Below are 24,484 nucleotides of genomic sequence, written 5' to 3'. Positions count from 1 at the left end.
TTCAAAAAATCAACATCTTCTGGATTCCCGCTTTCGCGGGAATGACGGGAAGGGCCTGGATTTCCGCTTTCCCCTGCCTGCAAGTGCCCGCCGGACAGGCGGGTAATGACAAAATTTACCCACTCACTTCCACGATGAGCCCTTTATTTATTTAAAAGGTAAGAAGCGTTAGATTTCTCCCTCAGTCGATATAATGCCATGGAGGTTAAAAGGAAAAATGAAAACTCTCTTCATACATACTAAATTAATTTTAATTCTTTTTATGGTTATTGGACTTTTTTCTTGTCTAACCCTCACAGCCTGCAGTTCCAAATCAAAGGAAAGGAATGTAATCCTTTTTGACCACCTTTCAAAAGAAAGTGAAAAAGGATTTATTGATGTTTATTGCACACGGTGCGTGACGGGATGGGCCATTTACCGTTCTGAGAAAGGCCAAGAAATGTTGTTGGGACAGCGGCAGTTAGGGAAGAAATTATCAGAAACCCTCCGGGCACCCACAAGAATGAGGCGAATTCGGATTGCTCTTCCTCCGGGATCTCACGAAACTACAATCAAACTTCTCCCCCAATCCCTCGTGAACACCATTGGCGATGTTGGGGGACACATTTCCGAAAAGGTAACGGTTCGGGTGACAAAAGGTCAACTGACACCCCTTCGAATCGATTTTAAACGAAAAACGGAAAGACAATTTTCATGGGAAGTTAATGAAGGACCGGTTTTACCTTTTAAAATTAATTCTGACTCTCTTAAAACCTTGGAAGAAAACCTTAATGATCAAAACTGGGAAAAACGATGGTTTGCCGCCCAAATCCTGGGTCACTACGCAGGAGCCCTTCCAAACCCGATTCTCACCCGTTTGACTGAGTTATCGGGTAGGAATGAATATAGACGCTGTATAAAATTAGCCAAAGTCGAAGAATGCTCTCTGATCCGGGAGTCCGCATTACAAACACTGGAAAAATTTTTGGATTAAACGGCTTTTCTTATACTTAGACCCACCTCTAAAAAAAATTCTTTTTTTCTCTAATTCTTAACTTCAAGATTTTCCTGCCGGAGGTCCTGATCCCAATAGCATTGCCATCCATTGGGTGTCCTCCCGGCTATCGAGGGCAATTTTTACCATCATGGTCAAGGGAACGGACAACACCATTCCCACCGGCCCAAGCACCCACCCCCAAAAAACCAATGAAAGAAAAACCACCAAAGGCGATAACCCAAGACTCCTTCCCAAAAACCGGGGTTCAACCACGTTACCCATCACCACATTAACCGCAACGTATCCGCTGATGACTAAAAAAGAAGGAACAATCCCCAGATCAATCAATGCGAGGACCACTGCGGGAACAGCCGCGATGATGGAACCGATATTAGGAATAAAGTTTAGAACAAAAGCCAAAAACCCCCAAAGCAGAGGAAAATTCACACCCAAAACCGCAAGCCAACCGGCAATGACTAATCCTGTAATAAGACTAATAATGGTTTTAATCACCAGGTAGCTCTGAATTTTTTGACTGAATTTGTCAAAATGAACAAACGTTGCTTTTGGCCCCAATGCAGACCTTAATTTGGTTGGAAAACCTGCTGCCTCCAATAAAATAAAAATGACTGTGAGTAGAATTAAAACGGAATTGCTGAGCATGCCCCCTAAACCGCTCAAAAGGCCACCAATTAGATCCATGGCGGAACCGGGATTGATTGATTTTAATAATCCTTTCTCCGTAATATTGAACCCTGTTTTCGCAAGCCCTTGGAGCACCTCGTTTTTTCCCTCTGTTAGTCGCTCCTGATATTCTGGCAAAGCCTTTGAAAAATCATCAAGAGACATACCGATGATGGCGGCCGCTCCAATCCCAGCCAAAAAAATAACGACAAAAATGATCAATAACGCACCCAGGATTGGAATGCGTTTTCGCTGCAACCAAAATAAGGATGGAGCAAAAATTAAAGCGATAAATCCCGCCAGAAGAAAGGGAACAACAATGGATTGTGCCGCACGGAGTCCTGCGATGATGATCACCAGAGAAGCCACTGAAATTAATATCCAAATGATAGGAGAGGTTTCGTTAGATTTCATCACAGAAAAAGATAACGGTTATTCTAATATCCTTTTAATCAGATCCCTGAGCGTTATTAAGTCCCTTTTCACATCCACTCCAATGTGAACCCTTAAAGCCCTTCTGCCCCGATCGGCTAAAACCTGAAAATCCCCCCGGGCCTGTGCGTTTTTGACAATTCCAAAGGAAAATTTTTGACCTGGAATCGCTACATCTTTTTCATTTTCACAAGTAATCTGTAAAAAAACTCCTGAATTTGGCCCCCCTTTGTAGGCTTGGCCTGTGGAATGAAGGAAACGGGGTCCAAATCCAAGACAGGTTGCCACCTGTTTTTTATCCCGAACAGCATGCCTTATTTCTTGTAGGACGTCAAAATGGGCCGAATTCATTTCGATATAGGCCAAAACACCAAAATAATCCCCAGGGGTTAGCCGATTTAAATGGGCCTTGAGAAAACCGAACAAGGTTTTTTCATTTCCCAACTCTTTTAAAAGAGCCTTTTCATTTTTTGGATCTGCAAAAAGTTGTAGGGGTCCCTCTTTTAAAATCGGGGCCTCCGATGGAAGGAAACCATTTTTTTCAAATTCACCGGTCAATTTTTTTGTTTCAATTTTACTGGCTTCAACGTCCGGTTGGTTAAACGGGTTAATCCTAAGGATGGACCCTACAACAGCGGTTGCAATTTCCCACCGGAAAAACTCCTGGCCTAAATTATAAATTTCTTCAACAAATATTTGAATCACCGGTTGTCCAGCATTAGAGAGGGCTTCCACTGCCCTTCCTTGTGCCTCATCGGGGTCCCCTTTCAAGTGCAAGTAAACAAAAACACGATCCTCCCCATAAAAATTGGGGGACATAACCTTTTCCAAATCCACCGGAATGATAGCCTTTCCTTCTTTTCCCGTGGATTCAGCCACAAGCTGTTCCAGCCAGCCCCCAAGAGCCCTAAGTCCGGGTGATGCGATGATGGTTACCTTGTCTTTTCCCCGGGAAGCAAGCTCTCCCAAAATGATGCCTAAAGTCACGCCGGGGTTTTCCCTGACCGGAACTGAAGGGGAGCAGGCTAAAACCATCTCTTGGGTATGGTTTAAAAAATTGATCATGTCCAACCCCATAATCGCTGCGGGAATCATTCCGAAATGAGAAAGGGCGGAATAACGGCCCCCGATACTGGGGACACCCATAAAGATGTGGCGAAATTTTTCTTCCCGGGCCATTTTTTCCAATTTGGAACCGGGGTCGGTAATTGCAATAAAACAACTACCCGGATGTTTAGGGTTCACATCATCTTTGACCCTTTTAAAAAAATAAGATTTAAAAATATTGGGCTCCAATGTGCTACCCGATTTACTGGAAACAATGAAAATGGTATGGGTGAGATCAACCTTCTTCTCAAAGGCAACCACTTGTGCAGGATCCGTGGAATCCAAAACATGGAATTCAGGAAAACCCTTTTGCTTTCCAAAGGTAGCCTGTAAAACTTCCGGACCTAAACTCGATCCACCCATCCCCAACAGAAGGGCATGGCTGAAGCCAGAACGTTGAACCTCGTTTGCGATATCCAAAAAAGAGGGAATGTTTTTTTTCTGATCCTCCACAATAGACAACCACCCCAACCAATGGGCCTCATCCGTACCGCTCCATAGATTTGGGTCTTTCTCCCATAAGCGTTGGATCTTTCCACCTTCTTGCCATTTTTGAAGGGACGTTTCAATGACGGGTGTGAGGTCCTTCGGGAGATTTTGAGTTTGCGGGTTTACCATTACCGTTCACCCTCCTTTCTTTAAATGCTCTTTGGCAGCGGCCAAAACATGATCGGCAGTAAAACCAAACCTCTTTTGAAGAGCCTTCAAGGGAGCGGAAGCACCGAAGGATCTCATTCCGATACAACGCCCATTGGTTCCAACATACTTGGCCCAGCCAAAAGTAGAAGCCTGCTCCACCGATATACGGGCCGTGACCTCTGGTGGAAGGACGCTTTCGCGATAGCCCGGATCTTGATCATCAAACAACTCCCAGGAAGGCATACTCACCACTCTGGCTTTGATTCCTTCCGCTTTTAGTTTTTCATATACTTCCAGGCAAAGAGAAACTTCACTTCCTGTTGCCAACAATAAAAGATCGGGTTGGCCATCCACAGCATCGGCAAGGATGTAGGCCCCTTTTGCCAAACCCGATGCAGGTGCATATTTCGTCCGGTCAATGGTGGGCAAGGCCTGACGTGTGAGAATTAAAGCAACGGATTCGTGGTAGAGCATCATTATCACCTTCCAAGCCTCCACCACTTCATTGGCATCTGCGGGGCGAAGAACAATCAACCCCGGAATAGACCGCAAGGAAGGCAAATGTTCAATGGGCTGATGAGTTGGGCCGTCCTCACCGACACCGATGGAATCGTGTGTAAAAATGTGGATCGCGGGAATTTCCATCAACGCACTGAGGCGAATGGCGGGACGTGCATAATCAGAAAAAATTAAAAAACCGGCTCCATAGGGCCTAACCTTTACCAAACCCATCCCATTTAAAATAGACCCCATGGCATGCTCCCGAACTCCAAAATGCACGTTTCTCCCACTGTAATCCTCAGAACTAAAGTCACCGGCTCCGTCAAACTTGAGTCGGGTCTTGGTGGAGGGATCCAAATCAGCGGCCCCCCCCATGAGCCACGGAATGTTTTTCGTAATGGCGTTTAACACCTGGCCGGAGGACTCCCGGGTGGCCAACCCCTTTTCATCTGCTGGGAAGTCGGGCAGATCTTTATTCCACCCTTCGGGCAATTCTCGATGCTGCATTTTATAGAGATGGTCCGCCTGGAGGGGATATTTTTTTTGATAATCCTTAATTTTTTTAAACCAGTCATCCCGCAACGCCCTACTCCGTTTACCGATTCCTTCTTTAAAAAAAAATCATAAACCCCTTCAGGGACTAAGAACTGAGCGTCTTCAGGCCAGCCATAATTTTTCTTTGTTAATTTAATTTCTTCTTCCCCCAGGGGTTCACCATGGGCTGCGCCGGTATCCTGTTTGTGCGGTGCGCCATAGGAAATATGGCTGTCAACAATAATGAGTGTCGGCCGGTCATTGGTATTCAAAAAGCCTTGAAACGACTTCTCCAATATTTCTAAATCGTTGGCGTCACCCACATGAGTGACATTCCACCCGTAACCGATGAAGCGGGTGGCCACATCTTCACTAAAGGTCAAGGAGGTATTTCCTTCAATGGTAATGCGGTTGCTATCGTATATCCAACACAAATTGGAAAGTTTGAGATGGCCCGCAAGAGACGCAGCCTCCCCAGTTACCCCTTCCATCATGCACCCATCCCCGCATAAGGCATACACACTGAAATCAATTAATTTATCAAAGCCAGGTCGGTTAAAATATTAACCCATCCACCGTCCGGACAGGGCCATCCCAACACTAGTGGCCACCCCTTGTCCGAGGGGGCCTGTGGTGGTTTCAACACCGGAGGTCCACCGATATTCTGGATGTCCCGGGCGGGGGCTGTCCAACTGACGAAAATTTTTAATCGCATCTAACGGGACGGAAACTTCCCCCAAGGCTTCATAATCCTTACTGACTGCCTTCACCCGGCACAAATGAAGAAGGGAGTAAAGAAGCATAGATGCGTGACCGATTGACAGGACAAACCGGTCCCGGTTTGGCCAAATCGGATCTTGAGGATCAAATCGGAGAAAACGTTGCCACAAACAATAGGCGACAGGAGCTAAAGCCATCGGGGTCCCCGGATGCCCTGATTTTGCCGCTTGGACGGCATCCATGGATAATGTTCGGATCGTATTGATGCACAACGTATCATTTTAATCCTGCTTTTTTTTAGTTTGGTTTCCATTTTCTCCGACCTCCCTCACCCTCTTGAAAGAATTATTCTATTAAAATGTTTTCCCCCCAATTTACAATGAAGCCTTTTTAAAGGTCTTACCTATCCATACTCGTCCCAAAATCACTTTTTAAATATGTTTAACCGCGGAGGAAGGCTGATCCGTTTGATAGATCAAATGGACATCTTCGGGGTCAATGGTTCCCTCGCTCAATAGGATCTCCCGAATAAAACTTCCTAGGTAGGCCCAAGAATAAAAGGAATAGAGCAAAACTTCAACCGGTAAATGAAAGACTTTTCATTTAGGGTCAATGGAAGGGTTTTAAAAGGAAAAAGCCGTTTCGATCTAAACGATGGATCACGGGCTTCAAACAGCAGAAATTTAAAATCCAATTGACAACAACACTTCCGGATATACCACGGAACAGGATTTGTAAATACTTTCCTCACAGTTCAATAGCCTCTCATAAACAACACCCACACCCACATAGGCATTGGGGCCTATTGTGTTAAAAAATCCTCCACGAAATCCAAAAGAGTCAAAATCATCCAGTTCCTCAATAAAGGTACGGCTGTAAAACCTCCCAACGTAAGGGTTGATCGCCGGAGTCAAAGGTATTACATATCTAATTCGAGGACTCACTTTATAGATTCGGGGATCATTTCCAAACCACGCTTCAAAATCAAGACCCGATTCCAATCCATTAAATAAGTAGTATCCCATCCCTCCCCCCAGAACAAAATAGGTTTGGTTAAAAGCACGGCCAGACCCACCAAGAATGGACCCTCGAAGGCTTCCTTGAGTAAAATCTCCGGCTTCCGCTTGAACCTCCGCAAATGCCGGTCTTTCGTAAAAAAAAGGAATACATAATAAAACCAGGATGATCACCTGTGTAAACAACCCAGAACACAACCCTTTTTTAAGTTTTCCAAAAATCATTTTTCCCCTTTCTCACTTTTGGGTTTCTATCTCCTATTTGGGCTTTCTATTGCGGGAAAAGACTTTAATAGAATTAACAGGAAGGGATCAATTGGATTTTTTACGATTCAGAGAAGGCGATCACGGCCTTCCGAATGAAAAAGGAAGTTTTAAAAATTTTCCCCTCAAACCTCCCACCTTCCGCCCCAACTAATCAGAGAGAAGATAATAGGGTCCTTCCCGTGCAATCTTGATCCACCAACCCAATTTTAGTTTTTGGTTTTCAGGGATTTTGGTGAGCAGTACAAAAGGAGAAGGCATTTGGGAAGGACCCCTATTCCCAAAAAAACCACATCTGGCTCCGGGAAGGCAATCTGCTAAAAGAATACGAGATCTTTTTAAGATTTTCCACGGACCCAAATTTGAGAATTTTTCATTTAGGCCCCTTGGTACTTATTTAAACAAACGGAGGGTGTAGCCCCACTTAATATTCCTAAAAAAAGGGCCGAGAAATCAGGGAAAAAACAAAGAAGAAAAAATTAAGAACCGGCCGGATTCCTTTTATTCCCCGTGTGTTTTCACGCCGGGCGAAACATATTTATTTCCCTTTAGCACTGTTTCAATTCCATGCATTAAATCCGACCCCACCTATCGTGTGAGTACAAACCCTGAAACACCCTCTTCAAAAGCTTTTTTCAAAACAATTGGTTCATCATAAAGGCTTAAAACAATCACTTAAATATCAAAATTCTTCTTTTTGAACACCTGCATCAAATTTGAACCGTTATTAAAAAATAAGGAAAAATCAACGACCAGTACATCCGGCTTTTGGTTTTGAACCGCCATCGGCAGCGAATTAAAATCGAAAACCGTTTCCACAACCTCGTAAGAAGGTTCAACCAAACCCTTAATACTCTCCGCCATGAGTTGATGACGATCCCCTATGATTAAACGCGCTCTTTTCACGGAACCCCTAGATTTAAAAATAAATGGGTGGCTTTGGAGAAAAATGTCTCAGGATAAGGGTGGCATTTTTTTGGGCCAAACCGTTGACTCTGGTTTAAGCTGAATTTTGCCTTGAAATGGATTAAACAAAATTCTAACCCCTGAACCACAAATCATCCAAAATTTCTAAACTTTAAATAGAATAACAGTCGAAAGACTGTAAAGAAAATTCGTAAATCTACCAGTTTTTCAGTAATTATTTACGCGGGTGGATTTAAAAGGAAGGGAAAGGTAAAGGCCAATAGGGCCGTGTATAAAGGATGTATTGCCGTGATCCAGGATATTTAAATCCTTTTTACTTTTATTGTAGGAAAGAGGTTTAAGCAAGGTCAAAATTAGAAATGGTCCGGAATGGATCAATTCAGGAAAAGTTTTTCTATTGACCACAGGCGAGACAACTCCAAACCGAGTGACTTTTTCCAGGGTGGATTACTTTTTCTTGGGGCTCATATTGATGGTACCAAAGGCATTCAAGATTGTAAGCATCCATTGCGGTGCGTGTGTGCTCAAAGAAGAACCTTAATATTGGGTTAGGAGCATGTTGCTTCATTTTGCCCCGGAGATCATCATCAGAACGGCCCACGTAGACCCCCTTATTATTTGTTCCTAAAATAATATAGGCTCCGGGGGATCTGCCCACAAAGGATTCAAGGGAATCTAACGTCAAGGGATATGGCCCTTCCAAGGAAAACCTTTACCTCCCAAAAACAGAGTCTTTTTTTTCTATTTTCCTGTCTAAAGTGAACTAATCCTTTTTTGAAACCGGTGGCGAAGAACATTTAACGCCCAATACCTTCCAAACCGGACCATAACCGATAATGCCGGAAAAAAGAAAAAAGAAGCCTATGGTGTAGGTCGCGATGGTCCAGTTTTTGTCAAACTCAATAAAAATTCCTATCCCTAATATTGCCCCACTGGATAATATTCTTATGATTCGTTCATTTAATCCAACATTGCTCCACATCCAAACTCTCCTTAAAAACAAACTTCCATAAGAAGGAATGGACCCCGTAAAAGAACTATTTAAGGTCCATGTATCCCATGGAAAAATTGAAACCCAGAAAACCACCTTATTGTTTTTTTCCTATTGATCGACTTCCTAAATTTTAGGTAAGGAATTTACAGAAGGAGATCATTTATGACAACCCGTAAAACTACTTGTTTTTTAATTTTTTTACGAGTTTTTACCCACATTGAAAGAAATGGGTTTAACCTAGGTTTTTAAGGTTTTAATCATTGTTACCTTTCGTCAAACTCCTTTTCATCATCTCCTTTTGACTTCGGAACAAAAAGAACCTTATAATTTGGTCCCGTGATTTATTTTGGATTGTTTTTACTGTTTCTATCCATCTCAAGCCTTATTTTGAGTTTTTTCTGGGCCAGGGGAAGAGCTTTCCTCTTGGTGGTGGCCTTTTTTGCACTTTTAAACAGCACCATTGCGGTTCCGCTAAACTGGCAATCCTTATTGAAAGGAAAAGGTTTTTGGCTCGAACCCATCACCTCTAAAGCACCCCCCATTCCATTAGAGCAACTGGCCCTGCCCACCGACTCCCCCAAGATGATTATTAAAAAAATGGGGTGTTATGTTTGCCATAAAATCCCCTTCTTTCCTGATTCCAGAGAAAGTGAATACGGGCCCATCTTAATTACGGGTTCAACGTCTAACCTGATCATCGCTTCTCCCGGATACCAAGAACAGGTTCATAACGGAAAAGCAAAGGCAACCACCGCCAAGGAGTATATTAAGGAGTCTATTCTTAACCCCAGTGCATTTATCCTTCCGGGATATGAGGATCCCAAAAACCCTGAACTCTCATCCATGTATCGTTTCTACGGAGAGCGTTTTACGGAAGGAGGCCTAGAGGTCCTGGTGGATTACCTTTTAACCCTTACCGCTGAAGATGCCATGAATGACGGGCTAATCATAGGACATCAATAGACCCACCTTTTTTCCTTTTTAAAAAACCCCTTCCTCATCTTCTCTTTTTACACATCCATGAAATACCTTCAATATTCATCGACAATTCATCCCCATTTCATCAAATTTTAATGTTCCCTTTGCTAAGGTATTGCCATCAAAGAGTGAAAACCCATGATGGATGGATTTAAAAAAAATTTAAGGAGGAAAGCAATGAAAATGGCATATTCAAAAAAGGTAAAAACAATGGGGCTCATTGGATTACTGTTGGGAATGATTTTTGTAATTTCTGCCTGTGGAAGTGGAGGAACATCTGATGGGGTTTCAGGAAGTGGTACCCTTTTTATTACCGATAACCTCAACGATGATTACAACCAGGTGATTGTGACCCTTTATAAAGTCGAGCTGGAGCGATCCGCAGATCAGGCACGGGTAACGGTTTTTGATGATCCTCAAGGAATCACTTACGACGTTCATGAGCTGGACGGAATTCTCAAACGGCTCCCCAATGCCTCTATTCCCACCGACAGCTACAATAGGGTCCTTATCACCCTGGGACAAGAGATTATTCTGGTGGATAAAACGGGAACAGTGCCGAATCCCAATCCCCTTCTGGCCCAAAACGGATGGACCATCTGCAACAACAGTCAATGCGTAATAGATATTTCGGGTCAACTGGATGTTTCGGAGGGACAGCGGGTGGGATTGGATTTTGATCTGAAACAATTTACTTATGATCCTTCAACGAATTCGGTCACCGCATGGATCGTTTCGGATCATGACGGATCAGGGCATACCGATTACGTAGAAGAGAAGGAGGATCACTTCGATCTGAAAGGGGTGGTTCAATCCGTTCAAAATGGCCAATTTGATTTAACGGTCCTGAAGGCAGAACATTTTTCCCTTGGGACAAACCTTATCACGGTGGCAGTCAACAATCAAACCGCCTACACCTGTGATGAGGATGATGATCTGGGAACCTGCAAAATTGTTGCCTTCTCCAATCTTCAACCCGGAATGAGGGTAGAAGTCTATGGAAATTGGGATGGTTCGATGTTTCAAGCCACACGTGTTGAAGGGGACCATGATATGGATATTATTGCTTTCTGTCAGCAGGAGGGAAGGTCCATGGCCGATTTTTCCGGGTTCACTCTGAAAAAAGAATTGGAAGGCTCATTCTCTTATCAGGTTAATCAGGCCGATTCTGTTATAGAAGTACAGGGTCAACATATTCTTCTCGCCAATGAAACCCAAATCAAAACGGAATCTGGTGACATCGAGAAAAGAATCTGTTCCGACCAAATCCCCGCAACCGCTCAAAAAATCGACCTGGAATTTTTTGAGGCAAAGGATGGGATGGGAAATAGGGTCCTCATTGCCAAAAAGGTGGAGTTTAAAGTTTAAGCAGTAAAAAACCTAAAACAAGGAGGCAAAAGCATGAATCAGAAAAATATGAATCGGTTTTTAGGGGTGTTTGCTGTAGGGGTTCTGGTGGCCCTAACGGGGGTTCCAGCCTTTGGCGGACAGACTCCGGTTCAAAAAGAGAAAAAAGAACACGTCCACCAGTATATCGTTAGTAGCGTAGAAAAAATCAAGGGTGAAACGGTCATTCTAAAAACAAATTCAGGCAACCGAACCCTCAGCGTTAAGGATTTCGAAGGAGAACAAATTTCGGATGTCCATGAGGGAGATCGTTTCCTGTTGAGGGTGGAAGAGGGAAATCAAATTATTGACATAGACCGCATTATCGGGCCAGGTGTTGAGTTCCATCCTGAAGCCCACCAAAAACTAAAAGGGAATCTGGTGGACTATGACCGTGAATATAAGATCATCACGCTCAAAATGGCCAATGGAGCGGCAAACAATTTTAAATTAAAAGAAGTCGCCGCTACCAAAATGAACCAGGTCAAATTAGGAGCCGCCATTGAAATAGAGATTGATGAGGAAAACGGGTTTGTGAACGATTTCCTTGTGGACTAAGTTTTAGGGTAAAAAAACCTTTAGGCGGGATCCAAAAGGTCGAACCTGGCCTTTTTTTCCGCCCCTTTTTTTCGGCCTATCCCCCAATAAAAATTGAAACCTTAAAAACCTATGTCCTTTTCAAATAGAGTGAACTTAAGTTAAAATAGCACCATGCGATTATTAATTGTGGAAGATGAAAAAGATCTAGCCAAAATCCTCCAAAAAGGGCTACAGGAAGAAGGCTATAGTGTTGACCTATGCTTTAGATGGCGAAGAAGGGTTATATATGGCCCAGGAGGGTTCCTATGATGGAATAATTTTGGATATTCTCCTGCCTAAAATAAATGGGCTCAATATCCTCAAAACCTTGAGGGAAAAGGGGATTTCAACACCGGTCATCATGCTTACAGCCAAAGATTCTATCCCTGATAAAATTACTGGACTGGATTCCGGGGCCGATGATTATCTCAGCAAACCCTTTGAGTTTGGGGAACTTCTCGCCCGCCTTCGGGCTTTAATCAGAAGAAAATTTTCGGAAAAACGCCCCCGCCTCAAAGTCCTTGACCTTGAATTAAACCCTTCCCAAAAGGAGGTCGTCCGGGCAGAAAAATCGATTCCTTTGACGGCAAAGGAATTTACCCTTTTGGAATTCTTGGTATACAACAAAAACCGCGTGATTACCCAAACCGAGATCATTGACCATATCTACAACGATACCTTTGACTTGGATAGCAATGTATTCGATGTATTTATAAATAATTTAAGGAAAAAAATTGATAAAGGTTTTCCGGTTAAACTGATTCACACCATCAGAGGAACGGGGTATATGCTAAGGGACCCGGATGTTTAATTCAATTCAAACTCTTCCTATGGATCTTCCTATCTTTTTCGGCCATTCTGATCGGTTTGAATTTTATTATTTTTAAAGAACAAAAAATGGGAATTTTTTCCACAGTTGACCTTTTCTTAGATTCGAAAACCCAATTTTTCAGTGGTTTAATCGAAGTTTATCATGACGGAAGAATAGATTTTGAGCCCTTGGAGGGAAAAAAAGGGTTTCAACGAAAGGCCACCTTATATGATGTCCCTTTCTCAGGGCATTATTATCAGATATATTTTGAAGATGGAAAGCCGTTTGTCCACTCTCCCTCTTTAGGGGATTCAAGAATGGCTTTCTCCTTTGAAAAAATTAAAAAAGATGGCCAATACCTGGAAACCATTCAGAGCCCTGCAGGGGAACCGTTAAGGGTATTTGCAAAAACCGTCAAGGTTGGAAAAATCTTTCCTAAAACCTTCCACATTCAAACGGGAGAGAGCTTGAATAAAACGGAAGCCTTTCTGGCGGACCTTCGAACCAAGATGTGGATCTTCACCCCCTTTATCATTTTATTGGGCGGAACCGGAGCCTTTTGGATTGCCCGATTTTCCCTAAAACCCCTCAAGGCGTTTTCCAAAGAGGTCAGTGAAATCAGCGCCACCAATCTAAAACAACGACTGGAACACCAAAATATCAGCCAAGAACTTCAGGAGTTGGCAAAATCTTTTAACGCAACCTTGGACCGACTTGAGGAGGTTTTTACGCAGCAAAAACATTTTATTTCAAATGCCTCTCATGAATTGAGGACTCCTGTCACTGTAATTAAAAGTCATTGCGAAATCCCTCTCCGAAGGCCCCGTACCCAAGAAGAATATAAAGAAGCCTTGGAAACCATATTTAAGAATATTAAAAACTTAGAGGACCTGATCAATAAACTCCTGACCCTTTCTCGGTATGACCAAAAACCCTTTCCCATCCAAAAGAAGAAGACCGATATCGAAAACCTTCTAAACACAATCGGATTAATGCTTAAACCCATCGCCGAGAAAAAAGGAATTAAAATGCTTCTCCCACAGTATTCAAAAGCGGTGTATATTGATGGTGAAAAGGCAACCATAGGGGAATTATTCACCAATCTGATAGACAACGCCATTAAATATACCGGAAGAGGGGAAACGGTTAAAACCAACGTCTTGGAAAATGAGGACCGGGTGACCATTGAAGTGATTGATACGGGAATTGGAATTCCGAACCCCGAGTTGAAAAACATTTTTGAGCGATTTTACCGAATTGATCCGGCTCGAGGAAAAGAAACATTGGACGATTTTTCAAATGGGCATGGGTTTGGCTTGGGATTAAGTATTGCCAAAGAAATCATTGAAAACCATGGAGGGAAAATTGAAGTAGAAAGCCAATTTGGAGTAGGAACCACATTTCGCGTTTCCCTTAAGAAATGGAAGGATTAAAAATGTTTCATTGTAATAAAACCCGATAAATGGTAATTTATCTTTCAATTTAAAGGGCCCCTCCAAGAATAGAAATCCAAAAAACATGGATAAACGGTTTTTAAAACGTCTCCCCTTTAAACTCTTTATTAAATATGGAAAAGAAAAACCTTCTTTTGTGGGTTTTTCAATAGACATCTCCAAAACCGGAATTTATCTAAAATCGAATATCGCCTTTTCCACTAATACAGATCTGGTTTTAAAGGTCACCCTTCCCGATGGAAAAATAATTGGCCTGAAAGGAAGAGTGGTCTGGGAAAAAAAACTACCTGTCGAAGGAAACTCACCAGATGGCATAGGCATGGGCATCAAGATTACTCAAACGGACCCCGCCTATTTGAGTTTTATCAAGGAAGAGTCTCGAAAAAAAATGTAATTATTAAAAAATTGGATAAATTTTTCAGAAGCCCTTCTATTCAGAATTTTTTTCAAAGGATCTTCTTGAAAAAGGTTCTAAAAACAATCTTTCTTTTTCAAATTTTTTTCTCTTTTTCGGTGGGAATCATTATCATTTTCCATCCCCATGCCGCCCCCTTTAAGGGAAGGTTCCCCTTTTCAAAAATAGCGGAACCCACCCAATTTCGCTTGGAACCCTTGTCCGGGAAACATCTCCAATTATCCGTTTTATCGTTAAAGTATTATTCATTGACCTCTGAACCACCGGGTGCATTCCTTGGACACCGTAAATGTTTTCCATAAAAAATTTTTTTGAACCCATTTCCCTGGATTCCAATAAATGGCTTAGAAATGATTATGATGGGTTCGTCCCACCAATGACTCATTTGATTGGAAAAGATGGAAAACCGGTTACCAGAATAAGGGGAGAAAAAAATAGAAGGATCCTGTTATCTACGAGTTTATTCAACAACTCCTTCATTAATCCTTTAAAGATTTTCTCCTTCTTCCTCTTAGTTTCAGAGAGAGAATGTTTAAACCAAAAGGAGGAGGCATTTTGTTTAAAGAGGAAAAAACTTTCAACTTACGCTTTAGTCTAGAAGCTAACTTTTCTGAGGACTATGAAGGAGATGAAGATGGGTTGGCTTGGTTCCAGGAGTGGGAGACGCAAATGAAACCAGAAATTATCAAACAGGTCTTTCAAAGTCTTCGTCAAAATATTTTTTGGAAAGCCCATATCCGAAACCGTGGAAATTCTCCAGAGAACGAAATTGAAATTGTTATCCAAAAAGAATTCTTAAATCCAAAAAAAATTTAAAACCTGTTTATAAAAAGATTCCTGGGCAGAAACCCTTCGGGGTTGACCCAACGGCTTGTTTTTTTAAAAACCCATGTCCCAACCACTTTCACCAGAACTCCTCCTTTGGGCTTATCAACGCGGCCTTTTTCCAATGGGCGAAGAGGATGGGTCTGTGGAATGGTATTTTCCAGATCCTCGGGGGATTTTTGATCTTGAACGGTTTCACATTCCCAAACGGCTCAGGCAAACCATTCGGAAAAGGGTATTTGAAACCCGGTTTGACCACAATTTTGAAGGAGTCATGCGTGGGTGCGCGGATCGCCCGGAAACCTGGATCAATGAACCCATTATTAAGGTTTACACTGCACTTTTCCATATGGGAAAAGCCCATTCCGTTGAAGCCTATTGGAACAAAAAATTGGTGGGGGGCATATACGGGGTCAGTTTGGGGGGAGCCTTTATGGGAGAATCCATGTTTTCAAAAAAAACCGATGCCTCTAAAATTTGCCTGGTTTCTCTTGTTCAACACCTCCGAGAAAGAGAATTTTCCCTATTTGATGTTCAATTTTTAAATCCCCATCTGGTACGCTTTGGCGCCCATGAAATACCGGCAGAAATCTACCTCAAACGCCTTCATTGGGCGTTAAAACAAAACTGTTCTTTTTAATTTAAAATGGAGAAAGGGCTTATTATTCCAAAGGAAGGTGAGGGTTATTCCCCCATTCCTGCCAAGATCCCTCGTAAACCCTGACTTTTTGAAAACCAAGGTGACGGGCCACAACGTAATCATGAGAGGCACGGTAACCAGTTTGGCAATAAGTCACCACCTCTCTTGGGCTGGATTTTCCAATTAACTTCAATAGGTCCCGGGAGCCTCTCAAGGTTCCTTTTATTGGATCAATGGTTTTTTTCCAATCAATATTAATGGCTCCGGGAAGATGGCCTACCCGATGCCCTTTTTTTTTCTTTCCATTAAACTCATTGGATGACCGGGCATCTACCAATAAAACATTCGGGTTTCCCAAATGCCTTTTAATCCAATCCATATTGGCAATATGCTTTCTTTTCGGGACAGGCAAAAATCCATGAGGAAACACCCTTAGAGTTTCTTTGGAGAGGGATCGCCCTTCCTGAATCCATTTGCGAATTCCTCCATTGAGGACTTGGACCTTTTTATGTCCAAAAAATTCCAATGTAAAAAAAAGCCTAGACGCATATAGCCCCTCTTGATCATCCTACCCAATCACCCGTGTTTCCTTATGAATTCCCAAAAGAGAAAAAATGGCTTTTTCTTTTTCAAAAGAGAAAGGAAAACCATCTGGAATTTCACCATTATGAAGGGATTCTGGACTCAAAAAAACCGCTCCGGGAATATGACCCTTTAGATATTTTCTGGGGGATTGAAAATCAATAATCCGTATTTTTGAATCGGAAAGGCAGTCATTTAAATCTCGGGTCTCTATGAAGATACCGGATTTCATTTTACCCTCCTTTTATTTATAAAACCGATTATGGATTTTGAGTTTAATTGTCAAAGACAAAAAACCTTTCAGTTGCTATTTAAATTCATCTTTCGAATAAGGTGATTATCCGTATCCGTTATGAATAAAGTTCCGTGGTGGTTAAATGTCACGCCACGGGGTCCTTTTAAGTCTATCGTTAAGCCTTGTACCCCAGGACTTTTTTCCCCTTCCTTCGCTTGCATAAAAAGTGTAATGACCTGTCTGCTTTTCAGATCCACCTTTCGAATGGCATTATTGAGGGTATCCGCAACAAACATTACCTTCCCATCGGTGGCGATGTTAAATGGGGCATTGAATTTGGCTTGATCTCCTAACCCATCAACTAACCCGACCCCTTTTCCTCCAACTAATGTTTCCACCTCTTTGGTTTCACAATTTACCCTCCGGATGGCATGGTTTAAGGTATCGGCAACGTATAAATCCCCACCGTCGGAGGTTAATCCGTAAGGGAAATAAAAACGAACCTTTTCTGCGAATCCGTCTTGAATCCCAATCATTCCCGCCTTTCCCGCAAGGGTGCTCACTATTCCGGTCTGCAGATCTATCCGCCGAATCACACTATTAATGGTATCGGCCACATAAACCGCTTTCCCAATGATAGCCACCCCCCGCGGAAAATTAAACTTGGCTTCCCCTCCTTTTCCATCCGCATAACCTTCCTCTCCTTTTTGACCGGCCAATGTGCTCAGAATTCCTTTTTCCAGATCAAACCGGCGAATGGTATGATTAAACGTATCGGCAATATAAAGATATTTTCCATCGGTGGCAATTCCTTCCGGAAAATCAAGAAGTCCTACTTCTCGGTTCCCATCACGGGCCCCTCGTTGTCCCGGAATGCCCACCACAGTGCTGACTTTTCCGGTCTGTGTATCCACCTGCCGAATTAAGGAATTATAGCTGTCCGCAATAAAGAGATACTTTCCACTGGCCACCCCGTTTACCGGGTAATTAAATAAAGCTTTGTTCGCCGACCCGTCTTGAAAACCGGGAGACCCGGATTTGCCAACCACAAAAAAACTATTTTCTCCATTATCCTCTTTTACGCGTTGAGAAAATAAATTTTCGGGTTTTGAAAGGCAACCACTAATAAAACCAAAATGGATAATTAAAAAAACCAACAAACCTTTAAAAAAGTCTTTTATCTGTTTAATAAACTATCCCCCCTATCCGTCCCAGAATTAACCCAAAATTTATTTCGACTGGATCTTCATTAATCTTCCTGAAGGGAGATTATTTTTTTCCGGAGGGCGTATTTGATCAGGTCAGCCCGGTGATGGATATTGATTTTCCGCATCAGATTGGCTTTATGGGTATCCACTGTCTTTGGACTTAATCCCAAAATTCCAGCGGCTTTTTTCACGGTATACCCTTCAGCCAAAACCTTGAGCACCTGAATCTCGCGGTCCGTCAGCAGGTCACGGGCTTTCTCATCGGCGTGTTTGACCTTGTTGGCGCATTGCTCAATAAATTGAACCATTCGGCCGGGTCCCAGATAGATTCCACCTTGTATAACCACCGATGCCGCAAGGGCCAGATCTTTCCCTGAAAAATCCTTTTCAAAAATAGCTCTCACACCCGCTTTTAAAAACTGAAGCCATTCATTCACGGCGAACTCCGCCGGGATGATTAATAGTTGAGAGTCCGGGTGAGATAAATGGATTTTGAGGAGGAATGCGACCTTCTCTTCCTCCACCTGTTGTAAATCAATTAAAACCAATTTGGGATTTAAATCCTTTAACTTTTTCAACCCTTTTTCAATGTCCGATGTCTTAAAAGAAATGGAAATTTGAAATGGCCCGGATACTGAACCTTCAATCTGTTTTGGAATCCGCTCCTCTTTGGCTATGATAACCAACGACAAAAGGCGATTACCCATCATGTCTCCTTTTGTGGGAACACACCTAAATGGTTTACTTTCCTTTCATCAAAAACAAAACCTATTAATAAAAAAAGAAAAAGAAAGTACTTTCAACCTATTAAGTATTGCATAAAAAGTCCATTCTGCATCTGCAGTATTTTTGATCATGCATCTGTAGTAAAAAAATGATGTATAAGGTGGGTTCAAAAAACTAAACCCTTCCCCCCTTATTAAAAGAAGTACTCCATTTTCTTAGGGAGGATTATAAATTAGGGGAGAAAGGTTTTTTTTTAATCTTCTTGAAGTGTAATGATCTTTTTCCGAAGGGCGTATTTGATCAGGTCAGCCCGGTGATGAATATTGATTTTTCGCATCAGGTTGGCTTTATGGGTATCCACCGTCTTAGGACTTAAATCCAAAATTTCAGCGGCTTTCTTAACCGTATACCCTTCAGCCAGAACTTTGAGCACTTGAATTTCCCGATCGGTCAACAGATCGCTGGCTTTCTCTTCGGCGTGTTTGACCTTGTTGGCGCATTGCTCAACAAACTGCCCCATTCGGCCGGGTTCAAAGTAAATCCCTCCTTGGTGAACCACAGACGCAGCAGTGGATAAACTCTTGCTTGAAAATTCACCGTCCAAAATTCCCCTAACCCCTGTTTTCAAAATTTGAAGCCATTCATTCACCGCATACTCTTCAGCAATAACCAAAATGTTCGATTCAGGGTAGGATAACCTGAGTTTGACCAAAAAACCAGTTTTATCCTCTTCAACTTGACTAAGATCGATCAAAATCACGTTGGGGTTCACATCCTTTAGTTTTTTTAATCCCTTCATGACATCTGATGTTTTGAAGGCCAATGAAAGTTGGTTGGGGCCTTGAATCGAATTTTCAATCTGTTTTGGAATGTTTCCTTCACTTCCAATGATGGCAATGGATAAAGTATTTTCGTCCATTTTATTGCTCCTTTCGTTTTTTTTCTAAATTTAAAGTTGTGAATTGCGAACAACCAAAAGAAAAAAAGCTCTATATACTTGGTTTTTAAAGCTTTTTAGATCTTAATCAGGTGCATTGCTTATAACCTAATCTGAACCTCGAAGGCTATATTACTAAGGTAGAACAATAAAGTCCATTCTGCATATGCAGTATTTTTTCCATACATATGCATTATTTAGGGTATTTTTTAAATATTTAGCTTGGAGGAATTTCGATGAAGTTTTTTTGAAAGGCTAAGACCACAGCTTCTAATTTGCTGTGAACTTTTAGTTTCTGGAGTATACGTTGAATATGGGTTCTCACGGTGGCATTACTGAGGTTCAAACTGTCGGCTATCTCTTTTGCCACCATCCCCCTGGAAAGCAGGCATAGGATTTCTATCTCCCGTCGGGTGAGGGGAAGACTTGATACGGGCCCCGCCTTTACACTCCTTGGATCAATTTGAACCCGTTTTCCAAGATTTAAAGAAAGGGGCCTATGAAACTCTGCAAAAGTGTCTTCCACAATGGGGAGGTGTGCTTTTCCTCTCCCTCGGTTGGACTTGGTCTCTTCCTGAAAAACCACAACACCCCCGTAAACATCCCCTTTATCCCCCCTCATGGGGGAAAAATTCGCATGGATTGGAATTTTTTTTCCTGTTTTATCTCTCAAAATGGTTTTGTTATGAAGATTTAGAATGATTCCATCCTGAAAGGCTTTCGATGAGGTTTTTTCAATCTCCACATGGGTTTCTTTATGGAGAATTTCATAAGCAATATCCAAAACCTCGGTTAAATCCTTACCGATGGCTAATTCCTGTTTAACCCCGGTCAGTTGTTCTGCAAGGGGATTCATAAAAATCACCCGGCCTTTTTTATCGGTTGCAATGACCGCATCGGTAACGTTGCTCAATGCCCCAGAAAGCCATTTATTCCGGGTCTCCAATTCCACTTCAATTTTTTGCCGGTGGAGCGAAATTTTAATGGTGGAATTTAATTCTCTCTCCTGGAAGGGTTTAATCAAATATCCATAAGGACCCGTCTGTTTTGCTCTTTGAAGGGTAGTCTCATCCGCAAAGGCCGTCAAGAACACTACCGGGATTTTGAGCTGGTCCTTGATATGCCTTGCGGCTTCAATCCCATCCATTCTTCCTTTTAAAAGAATATCAATTAAGACGATATCCGGTTGGAGGTGTTCCGCCGATTTTAAGGCCCCCTCACCGGATGCCTCAATCACCGGAACATGATAGCCAATTTTTTTCAACGCTTTTTGCAAATGCTTGGCGACAATCGTCTCATCCTCAACAATCAGAACCGTTGTTTTATCCGTGGTCTTTTCCTTCATCGATTCCCTTCTCTCTTAAGATTTTGGAAAAACAATTTTAAATTCGGTTCCCCTATTCCGTTTCACAGAAATCCCTCCACCCAATTGTTCCACCAGAGCGCTTACAATCTGCAAACCCAGGGATTGAAAATCGTCAATTTTTATTTTCTTAGGAAGTCCAATCCCATTATCCCTTACGATCAAAGACACTTTTCGGTTTCCATCATCATATTTAAGGCTGACAAGGATTTCCCCCTTTTTATTACGGGACGGAAAAGCGTACTTTAAGGAATTGGAAACCAATTCATTGATGATTAATCCACAAAGAATGGCCCCATCCACGTTTAAAGGTATTTTATTGATTTTTAATCTTAGGGTTATCCTTCCTAAATCAACCCCGAAGGAATGAAACAGTTGCCCCGTTAATGTTTGAATGTAATCAACCAAATCAATAGTCGTCAAATCTTTTGAATGCACCAGGGCCTCATGAATGAGCGCAATGGAGTGGATTCTGTTTTGATATTCTTTTAAGATTTCAAGTGATTTTTTATCCGTGAGAGACTCCGCCTGGAGACCCAGAAGACTGGAAATAACCTGAAGATTGTTTTTCACCCGATGATGGACTTCCTTAAGAAGAACCTCTTTCTCCGCAAGGGATGCCTGAAGCTGTCTCGTACGCTGTTTCACACGAATTTCTAAATCCTCGTTGAGCTTTTTGATTTGATCTTCCGCCTGTTTTCGTTCATATATATTCTTGAACGTTACCACTGCACCTACCACATTGCCTTTTTCATCTTTTATTGGAGTACTAATATATTCGACGGGGAAGCTTGTTCCATCCTTCCTCCAGAAAACATCATTTCCTTCATTATGAACAGTCCCATCCCTAAAAGCTGCATAGATAGGACACTGTTTTTGATGAAAAGGTTTACCGTTCAACTTTGTGTGATGCACCACCCCATGCATGTCCTTCCCTATTAAATTCTCAGGTCTCCATCCGACCATTTTTGCAGCGGAAGGATTAATGAAAGTGACCTTCCCTTCTAAATTCACGCCATAAATCCCTTCTCCAGCCGAATTCAGAATCATTTCGTTATGATGACGAAGCTTTTCCAAATTCTCCTCAGCACGCTTTCGTTCTATGGCCGCAGCAATAAGATTCGATACGCTCTGCAAGAATTCGACATCATTTTTTGAAAAAGTTCGGGGGTTCTTGGAATGTGCCCCCATGACGCCAATTGCTCTCCCTTGAGAGATCATGGGCACACTTAAACCAGAAACAACCCCATGGTCAACCAGCAAAAAAGGGCTTTTAAAGCGTTTCTCCTTTTCAAAATTTTGAACAATGATTGGGCCAGTGAGAAGGGTATACCCTGCTTGTGATTTTTTATCATTTAAAACCTGTGCTTTTCCCACCAATCCTTTTTTCCATCCCACACCGGCTTCCAATATGAATGAACTTTTATCTTTTGAAAGCAAAAGAACTTTGCATAATTCGACTTCGAGTGTTCGAGCCACCATTTTTACCGCTTTTTGCAAGACCTTTTTTAGTAATAATGGTTCCAAACAAAGCCTTCCGATTTCATTTAACACCAATAGTTGCTGTTCCCTCTTTTTTAAGGAAATCTCCGATCTTTTTTGTTCAGTGATATCTGATACAAAACCTTCAATATGGAGAAGCTCGCCCAGATCCGAATAAACCCCTCTTCCCCTTTCCCAAACCCACTTTATTTCATTTGATTTGGTGATGATTCGATATTCAGCTTCGAACGGTTCTTTCCTCTGCAATTCTTTTTGAACTTCTTCCCATACCCACGCTTTGTCCTCGGGATGGGTTTTATCCACACAGTTAATCGTTCGCTCAACCAGATATTCTTCTGCGGAATAACCCGTTACCTCAAAAACACCCTTACTGATAAATTTAAGGGACCAACCCGGATCATTTTTACACTGATAGGCATAACCGGGCAGATTACTCAAAAGGGTTGAGAGCTTTCGCTCGCTTTCCTGAAGAGTCTCTTCGTTTTTTTTCCTTATCATTATTTCTTCCTGCAGATCCTTGGTCCTCTCCTGAAGTTTTTTTTCCAACCGGTACAAATAATCCTCCCGATCTTTCTCCTTCGAAATATCCATTCCCCGAAGTTGAAATCGGGCGATTGCTAATTCTATGGAATAGGTCAGTTGGGTTAGGTATCCGTCCTCTTTTACAAGGTAATCAGATGCCCCTAATTTTAATGCAGAAACTGCAATATCCTCATCACCTTTTCCGGTAAACATAATAAAGGGAAGATCGATGTTGCTATGTCTGGCTTCTCTAATAAATTCAAGACCGCTCATATCAGGCATCCGAAGATCGGCCATAACAAGATCAAATGAACCATTATCTCCAAGGCGCTTAAGTCCCTCCGCACAGCTTCGGATCGGGGTTACAAAAATATGAGGGGCGTGTTGTTTGAAATGCTCTAAGGTAAGGTCAATATCATTTGTGTTGTGTTCCACATAGAGGATATTTCGGGGCGAAGGGCTCCTGCTAAAATTCATTTTTCCATGGGTTTTATGCTCTAAGACAACCCTCCGTATTACCGTGGCAATGGACAGAAAGTACCCATCACACTTGGGAATATAATCCGCCGCCCCCAAACGGAGTAATTTTATAACCAACTCTTCGTCTCCTGCCCCCGTCACGACCACAACCGGAAGCAAAACCCCGTGGGAAACCAGTTTTTGGAGAATATCAATTCCAAGTGTATCCGGTAATTGATAATCTAGCAGAAGAACGTCATAGGACTTTTTTTGAAATTTTTTCCAAAACTCTTCCCCCGTACCCACAATATCAATTTCAAACTCAGCCCCATCCCGTTTTAATTGCTCCCGTGTTAAATCAGCATCATAGGGATTGTCTTTCGCATAAAGGACTTTTATGGTTTTATTCATAAAATATTTACCCCAACAGACTAACCGATGAGAAATTTTAAAAAATGGCCAAAAACATTTTAAACCCGTGCTTTCTTAATTTTGAATTTCAACATAAAAACGTGATCCTTGCCCTGGTTGGGACTCCACCCAAACCTTACCCCCCTGTTTTTCCACTAACTTTTTTACAATGGACAGGCCGGCACCCGTCCCAGGGTAATCCTCATCCTTGACTAAACGGGAAAAAAGCTCCCATATTTTATCTTTGTGCTTCATATCGAACCCTATTCCATTGTCCCCAATTTCAAACCGATACCCCCCTGGCATGGGTTCCCCTTTAATTTTAAGGGTCTTCGTGTAATCGAGTGGGCAAAAATTGTTAAAAAGTGTTTAAGGTCCATACAGGGCAAGGGTCAAGTCAAAATCATTCTGTGGTTGAAGCCTTTGAAGTATTAGAGGTTCCTGCAAAATCCAGTTCGTCATTCCCGAATGGTTTTATCGGGCCCGCCTGCCGGCAGGCAGGAATCCGATATGGCTCCTTAAAATCAACATCTTCTGGATTCCCGCTTTCGCGGGAATGACGGGAAGGGCCTGGATTTCCGCTTTCCCCTGCCTGCAAGTGCCCGCCGGACAGGCGGGTAATGACAAAATTTACCCACTCACTTCCACGATGAGCC

General features: G+C 42.3%; 25 protein-coding genes and 1 pseudogene. 9 read left to right on the top strand and 17 right to left on the bottom strand.

Going from position 1 to position 24,484, the window contains the following annotated elements:
- The first annotated feature begins 217 nt into the window (after window positions 1–217).
- Window positions 218–973, top strand: a complete 756-nt coding sequence (locus VGB26_05250) for a hypothetical protein (GenBank protein ID HEX9757193.1) — start codon at window positions 218–220, stop codon at window positions 971–973.
- 63 nt (window positions 974–1,036) lie between these two features.
- Here VGB26_05250 and VGB26_05245 read toward each other — a convergent pair whose 3' ends face one another.
- From VGB26_05245 to VGB26_05210, 8 genes and pseudogenes are all read right to left on the bottom strand, one after another.
- The gene (locus VGB26_05245; GenBank protein HEX9757192.1) at window positions 1,037–2,074 is read right to left on the bottom strand and encodes an AI-2E family transporter; all 1,038 of its coding nucleotides are present in this window, start codon (window positions 2,072–2,074) and stop codon (window positions 1,037–1,039) included.
- A gap of 18 nt (window positions 2,075–2,092) precedes the next feature.
- Entirely contained in the window at window positions 2,093–3,817 is a 1,725-nt protein-coding gene (locus VGB26_05240; GenBank protein HEX9757191.1) for a bifunctional transaldolase/phosoglucose isomerase, read from the bottom strand.
- A gap of 6 nt (window positions 3,818–3,823) precedes the next feature.
- A pseudogene (gene tkt / locus VGB26_05235) lies at window positions 3,824–5,835 on the bottom strand (transketolase).
- A 189-nt stretch (window positions 5,836–6,024) separates the two neighbouring features.
- Window positions 6,025–6,165, bottom strand: coding sequence for a hypothetical protein (locus tag VGB26_05230; GenBank protein ID HEX9757190.1), 141 nt, complete (start codon window positions 6,163–6,165; stop codon window positions 6,025–6,027).
- A 111-nt stretch (window positions 6,166–6,276) separates the two neighbouring features.
- A complete protein-coding gene (locus VGB26_05225) occupies window positions 6,277–6,834 on the bottom strand; it encodes a hypothetical protein (protein ID HEX9757189.1) in 558 nt (185 codons plus the stop codon).
- Window positions 6,835–7,548: 714 nt separating this feature from the next.
- Window positions 7,549–7,779 carry a hypothetical protein gene (locus VGB26_05220; GenBank protein ID HEX9757188.1) on the bottom strand — a complete coding sequence of 77 codons (231 nt, stop codon included), beginning with the start codon at window positions 7,777–7,779 and terminating at the stop codon, window positions 7,549–7,551.
- Window positions 7,780–8,194: 415 nt separating this feature from the next.
- Window positions 8,195–8,503 carry a hypothetical protein gene (locus VGB26_05215; protein ID HEX9757187.1) on the bottom strand — a complete coding sequence of 103 codons (309 nt, stop codon included), beginning with the start codon at window positions 8,501–8,503 and terminating at the stop codon, window positions 8,195–8,197.
- Window positions 8,504–8,563: 60 nt separating this feature from the next.
- The gene (locus VGB26_05210; GenBank protein ID HEX9757186.1) at window positions 8,564–8,782 is read right to left on the bottom strand and encodes a DUF2892 domain-containing protein; all 219 of its coding nucleotides are present in this window, start codon (window positions 8,780–8,782) and stop codon (window positions 8,564–8,566) included.
- 435 nt (window positions 8,783–9,217) lie between these two features.
- Between VGB26_05210 and VGB26_05205 the strand changes: the two genes are divergently transcribed.
- The 8 genes from VGB26_05205 to aat all read left to right on the top strand — a co-directional run bounded on the left by VGB26_05205 (window position 9,218) and on the right by aat (window position 15,882).
- Window positions 9,218–9,757 carry a hypothetical protein gene (locus tag VGB26_05205; GenBank protein ID HEX9757185.1) on the top strand — a complete coding sequence of 180 codons (540 nt, stop codon included), beginning with the start codon at window positions 9,218–9,220 and terminating at the stop codon, window positions 9,755–9,757.
- Window positions 9,758–9,955: 198 nt separating this feature from the next.
- Window positions 9,956–11,140 carry a DUF5666 domain-containing protein gene (locus tag VGB26_05200; protein HEX9757184.1) on the top strand — a complete coding sequence of 395 codons (1,185 nt, stop codon included), beginning with the start codon at window positions 9,956–9,958 and terminating at the stop codon, window positions 11,138–11,140.
- Between the two features lie 33 nt (window positions 11,141–11,173).
- Entirely contained in the window at window positions 11,174–11,716 is a 543-nt protein-coding gene (locus VGB26_05195) for a hypothetical protein (GenBank protein ID HEX9757183.1), read from the top strand.
- 229 nt (window positions 11,717–11,945) lie between these two features.
- Window positions 11,946–12,548 (top strand): winged helix-turn-helix domain-containing protein, encoded by a 603-nt coding sequence (locus VGB26_05190; protein HEX9757182.1) that lies wholly within the window; start codon window positions 11,946–11,948, stop codon window positions 12,546–12,548.
- 86 nt (window positions 12,549–12,634) lie between these two features.
- On the top strand, window positions 12,635–13,981 hold the full coding sequence (locus VGB26_05185) for an ATP-binding protein (protein ID HEX9757181.1): 1,347 nt from the start codon (window positions 12,635–12,637) through the stop codon (window positions 13,979–13,981).
- Between the two features lie 85 nt (window positions 13,982–14,066).
- Window positions 14,067–14,396 (top strand): PilZ domain-containing protein, encoded by a 330-nt coding sequence (locus VGB26_05180; protein HEX9757180.1) that lies wholly within the window; start codon window positions 14,067–14,069, stop codon window positions 14,394–14,396.
- Window positions 14,397–14,972: 576 nt separating this feature from the next.
- The gene (locus tag VGB26_05175) at window positions 14,973–15,233 is read left to right on the top strand and encodes a hypothetical protein (protein ID HEX9757179.1); all 261 of its coding nucleotides are present in this window, start codon (window positions 14,973–14,975) and stop codon (window positions 15,231–15,233) included.
- A gap of 73 nt (window positions 15,234–15,306) precedes the next feature.
- Window positions 15,307–15,882 (top strand): leucyl/phenylalanyl-tRNA--protein transferase, encoded by a 576-nt coding sequence (gene aat / locus VGB26_05170; GenBank protein ID HEX9757178.1) that lies wholly within the window; start codon window positions 15,307–15,309, stop codon window positions 15,880–15,882.
- Window positions 15,883–15,904: 22 nt separating this feature from the next.
- On the opposite strand, the gene VGB26_05165 is transcribed toward aat, so the two are convergent.
- From VGB26_05165 to VGB26_05125, 9 genes are all read right to left on the bottom strand, one after another.
- Window positions 15,905–16,408: a rhodanese-like domain-containing protein gene (locus VGB26_05165; protein HEX9757177.1), complete on the bottom strand. Its 504-nt coding sequence runs from the start codon at window positions 16,406–16,408 to the stop codon at window positions 15,905–15,907.
- 42 nt (window positions 16,409–16,450) lie between these two features.
- Window positions 16,451–16,696: a rhodanese-like domain-containing protein gene (locus tag VGB26_05160; GenBank protein HEX9757176.1), complete on the bottom strand. Its 246-nt coding sequence runs from the start codon at window positions 16,694–16,696 to the stop codon at window positions 16,451–16,453.
- Window positions 16,697–16,764: 68 nt separating this feature from the next.
- The gene (locus VGB26_05155) at window positions 16,765–17,748 is read right to left on the bottom strand and encodes a hypothetical protein (protein HEX9757175.1); all 984 of its coding nucleotides are present in this window, start codon (window positions 17,746–17,748) and stop codon (window positions 16,765–16,767) included.
- A gap of 200 nt (window positions 17,749–17,948) precedes the next feature.
- On the bottom strand, window positions 17,949–18,617 hold the full coding sequence (locus VGB26_05150; GenBank protein HEX9757174.1) for a response regulator transcription factor: 669 nt from the start codon (window positions 18,615–18,617) through the stop codon (window positions 17,949–17,951).
- 269 nt (window positions 18,618–18,886) lie between these two features.
- A complete protein-coding gene (locus VGB26_05145) occupies window positions 18,887–19,552 on the bottom strand; it encodes a response regulator transcription factor (protein HEX9757173.1) in 666 nt (221 codons plus the stop codon).
- Window positions 19,553–19,787: 235 nt separating this feature from the next.
- Window positions 19,788–20,915 (bottom strand): response regulator, encoded by a 1,128-nt coding sequence (locus VGB26_05140; protein HEX9757172.1) that lies wholly within the window; start codon window positions 20,913–20,915, stop codon window positions 19,788–19,790.
- A gap of 15 nt (window positions 20,916–20,930) precedes the next feature.
- The gene (locus tag VGB26_05135) at window positions 20,931–23,828 is read right to left on the bottom strand and encodes a response regulator (protein ID HEX9757171.1); all 2,898 of its coding nucleotides are present in this window, start codon (window positions 23,826–23,828) and stop codon (window positions 20,931–20,933) included.
- A 75-nt stretch (window positions 23,829–23,903) separates the two neighbouring features.
- Entirely contained in the window at window positions 23,904–24,149 is a 246-nt protein-coding gene (locus VGB26_05130; protein HEX9757170.1) for an ATP-binding protein, read from the bottom strand.
- Window positions 24,150–24,231: 82 nt separating this feature from the next.
- The coding region (locus tag VGB26_05125) for a hypothetical protein (protein HEX9757169.1) at window positions 24,232–24,484 on the bottom strand (253 nt) is incomplete at its 5' end.

The sequence above is a fragment of the Nitrospiria bacterium genome (assembly GCA_036397255.1).
GTDB lineage: Bacteria > Nitrospirota > Nitrospiria > DASWJH01 > DASWJH01 > DASWJH01.
Note: the sequence above shows the minus strand (reverse complement) of the source record. Positions and strands in the feature narration are given on the sequence as shown.

Excerpts from the sequence above, each read along its gene's own strand:
- VGB26_05180 (HEX9757180.1), top strand. The coding sequence starts at position 14,067 with ATGGATAAACGGTTTTTAAAACGTCTCCCCTTTAAACTCTTTATTAAA.
- VGB26_05150 (HEX9757174.1), bottom strand. The coding sequence starts at position 18,617 with ATGATGGGTAATCGCCTTTTGTCGTTGGTTATCATAGCCAAAGAGGAG.
- VGB26_05185 (HEX9757181.1), top strand. The coding sequence starts at position 12,635 with ATGGGAATTTTTTCCACAGTTGACCTTTTCTTAGATTCGAAAACCCAA.
- VGB26_05145 (HEX9757173.1), bottom strand. The coding sequence starts at position 19,552 with ATGGACGAAAATACTTTATCCATTGCCATCATTGGAAGTGAAGGAAAC.
- VGB26_05160 (HEX9757176.1), bottom strand. The coding sequence starts at position 16,696 with ATGAAATCCGGTATCTTCATAGAGACCCGAGATTTAAATGACTGCCTT.
- VGB26_05250 (HEX9757193.1), top strand. The coding sequence starts at position 218 with ATGAAAACTCTCTTCATACATACTAAATTAATTTTAATTCTTTTTATG.
- VGB26_05135 (HEX9757171.1), bottom strand. The coding sequence starts at position 23,828 with ATGAATAAAACCATAAAAGTCCTTTATGCGAAAGACAATCCCTATGAT.
- aat (HEX9757178.1), top strand. The coding sequence starts at position 15,307 with ATGTCCCAACCACTTTCACCAGAACTCCTCCTTTGGGCTTATCAACGC.
- VGB26_05240 (HEX9757191.1), bottom strand. The coding sequence starts at position 3,817 with ATGGTAAACCCGCAAACTCAAAATCTCCCGAAGGACCTCACACCCGTC.
- VGB26_05245 (HEX9757192.1), bottom strand. The coding sequence starts at position 2,074 with ATGAAATCTAACGAAACCTCTCCTATCATTTGGATATTAATTTCAGTG.
- VGB26_05210 (HEX9757186.1), bottom strand. The coding sequence starts at position 8,782 with ATGTGGAGCAATGTTGGATTAAATGAACGAATCATAAGAATATTATCC.
- VGB26_05225 (HEX9757189.1), bottom strand. The coding sequence starts at position 6,834 with ATGATTTTTGGAAAACTTAAAAAAGGGTTGTGTTCTGGGTTGTTTACA.
- VGB26_05195 (HEX9757183.1), top strand. The coding sequence starts at position 11,174 with ATGAATCAGAAAAATATGAATCGGTTTTTAGGGGTGTTTGCTGTAGGG.
- VGB26_05140 (HEX9757172.1), bottom strand. The coding sequence starts at position 20,915 with ATGAAGGAAAAGACCACGGATAAAACAACGGTTCTGATTGTTGAGGAT.
- VGB26_05200 (HEX9757184.1), top strand. The coding sequence starts at position 9,956 with ATGGCATATTCAAAAAAGGTAAAAACAATGGGGCTCATTGGATTACTG.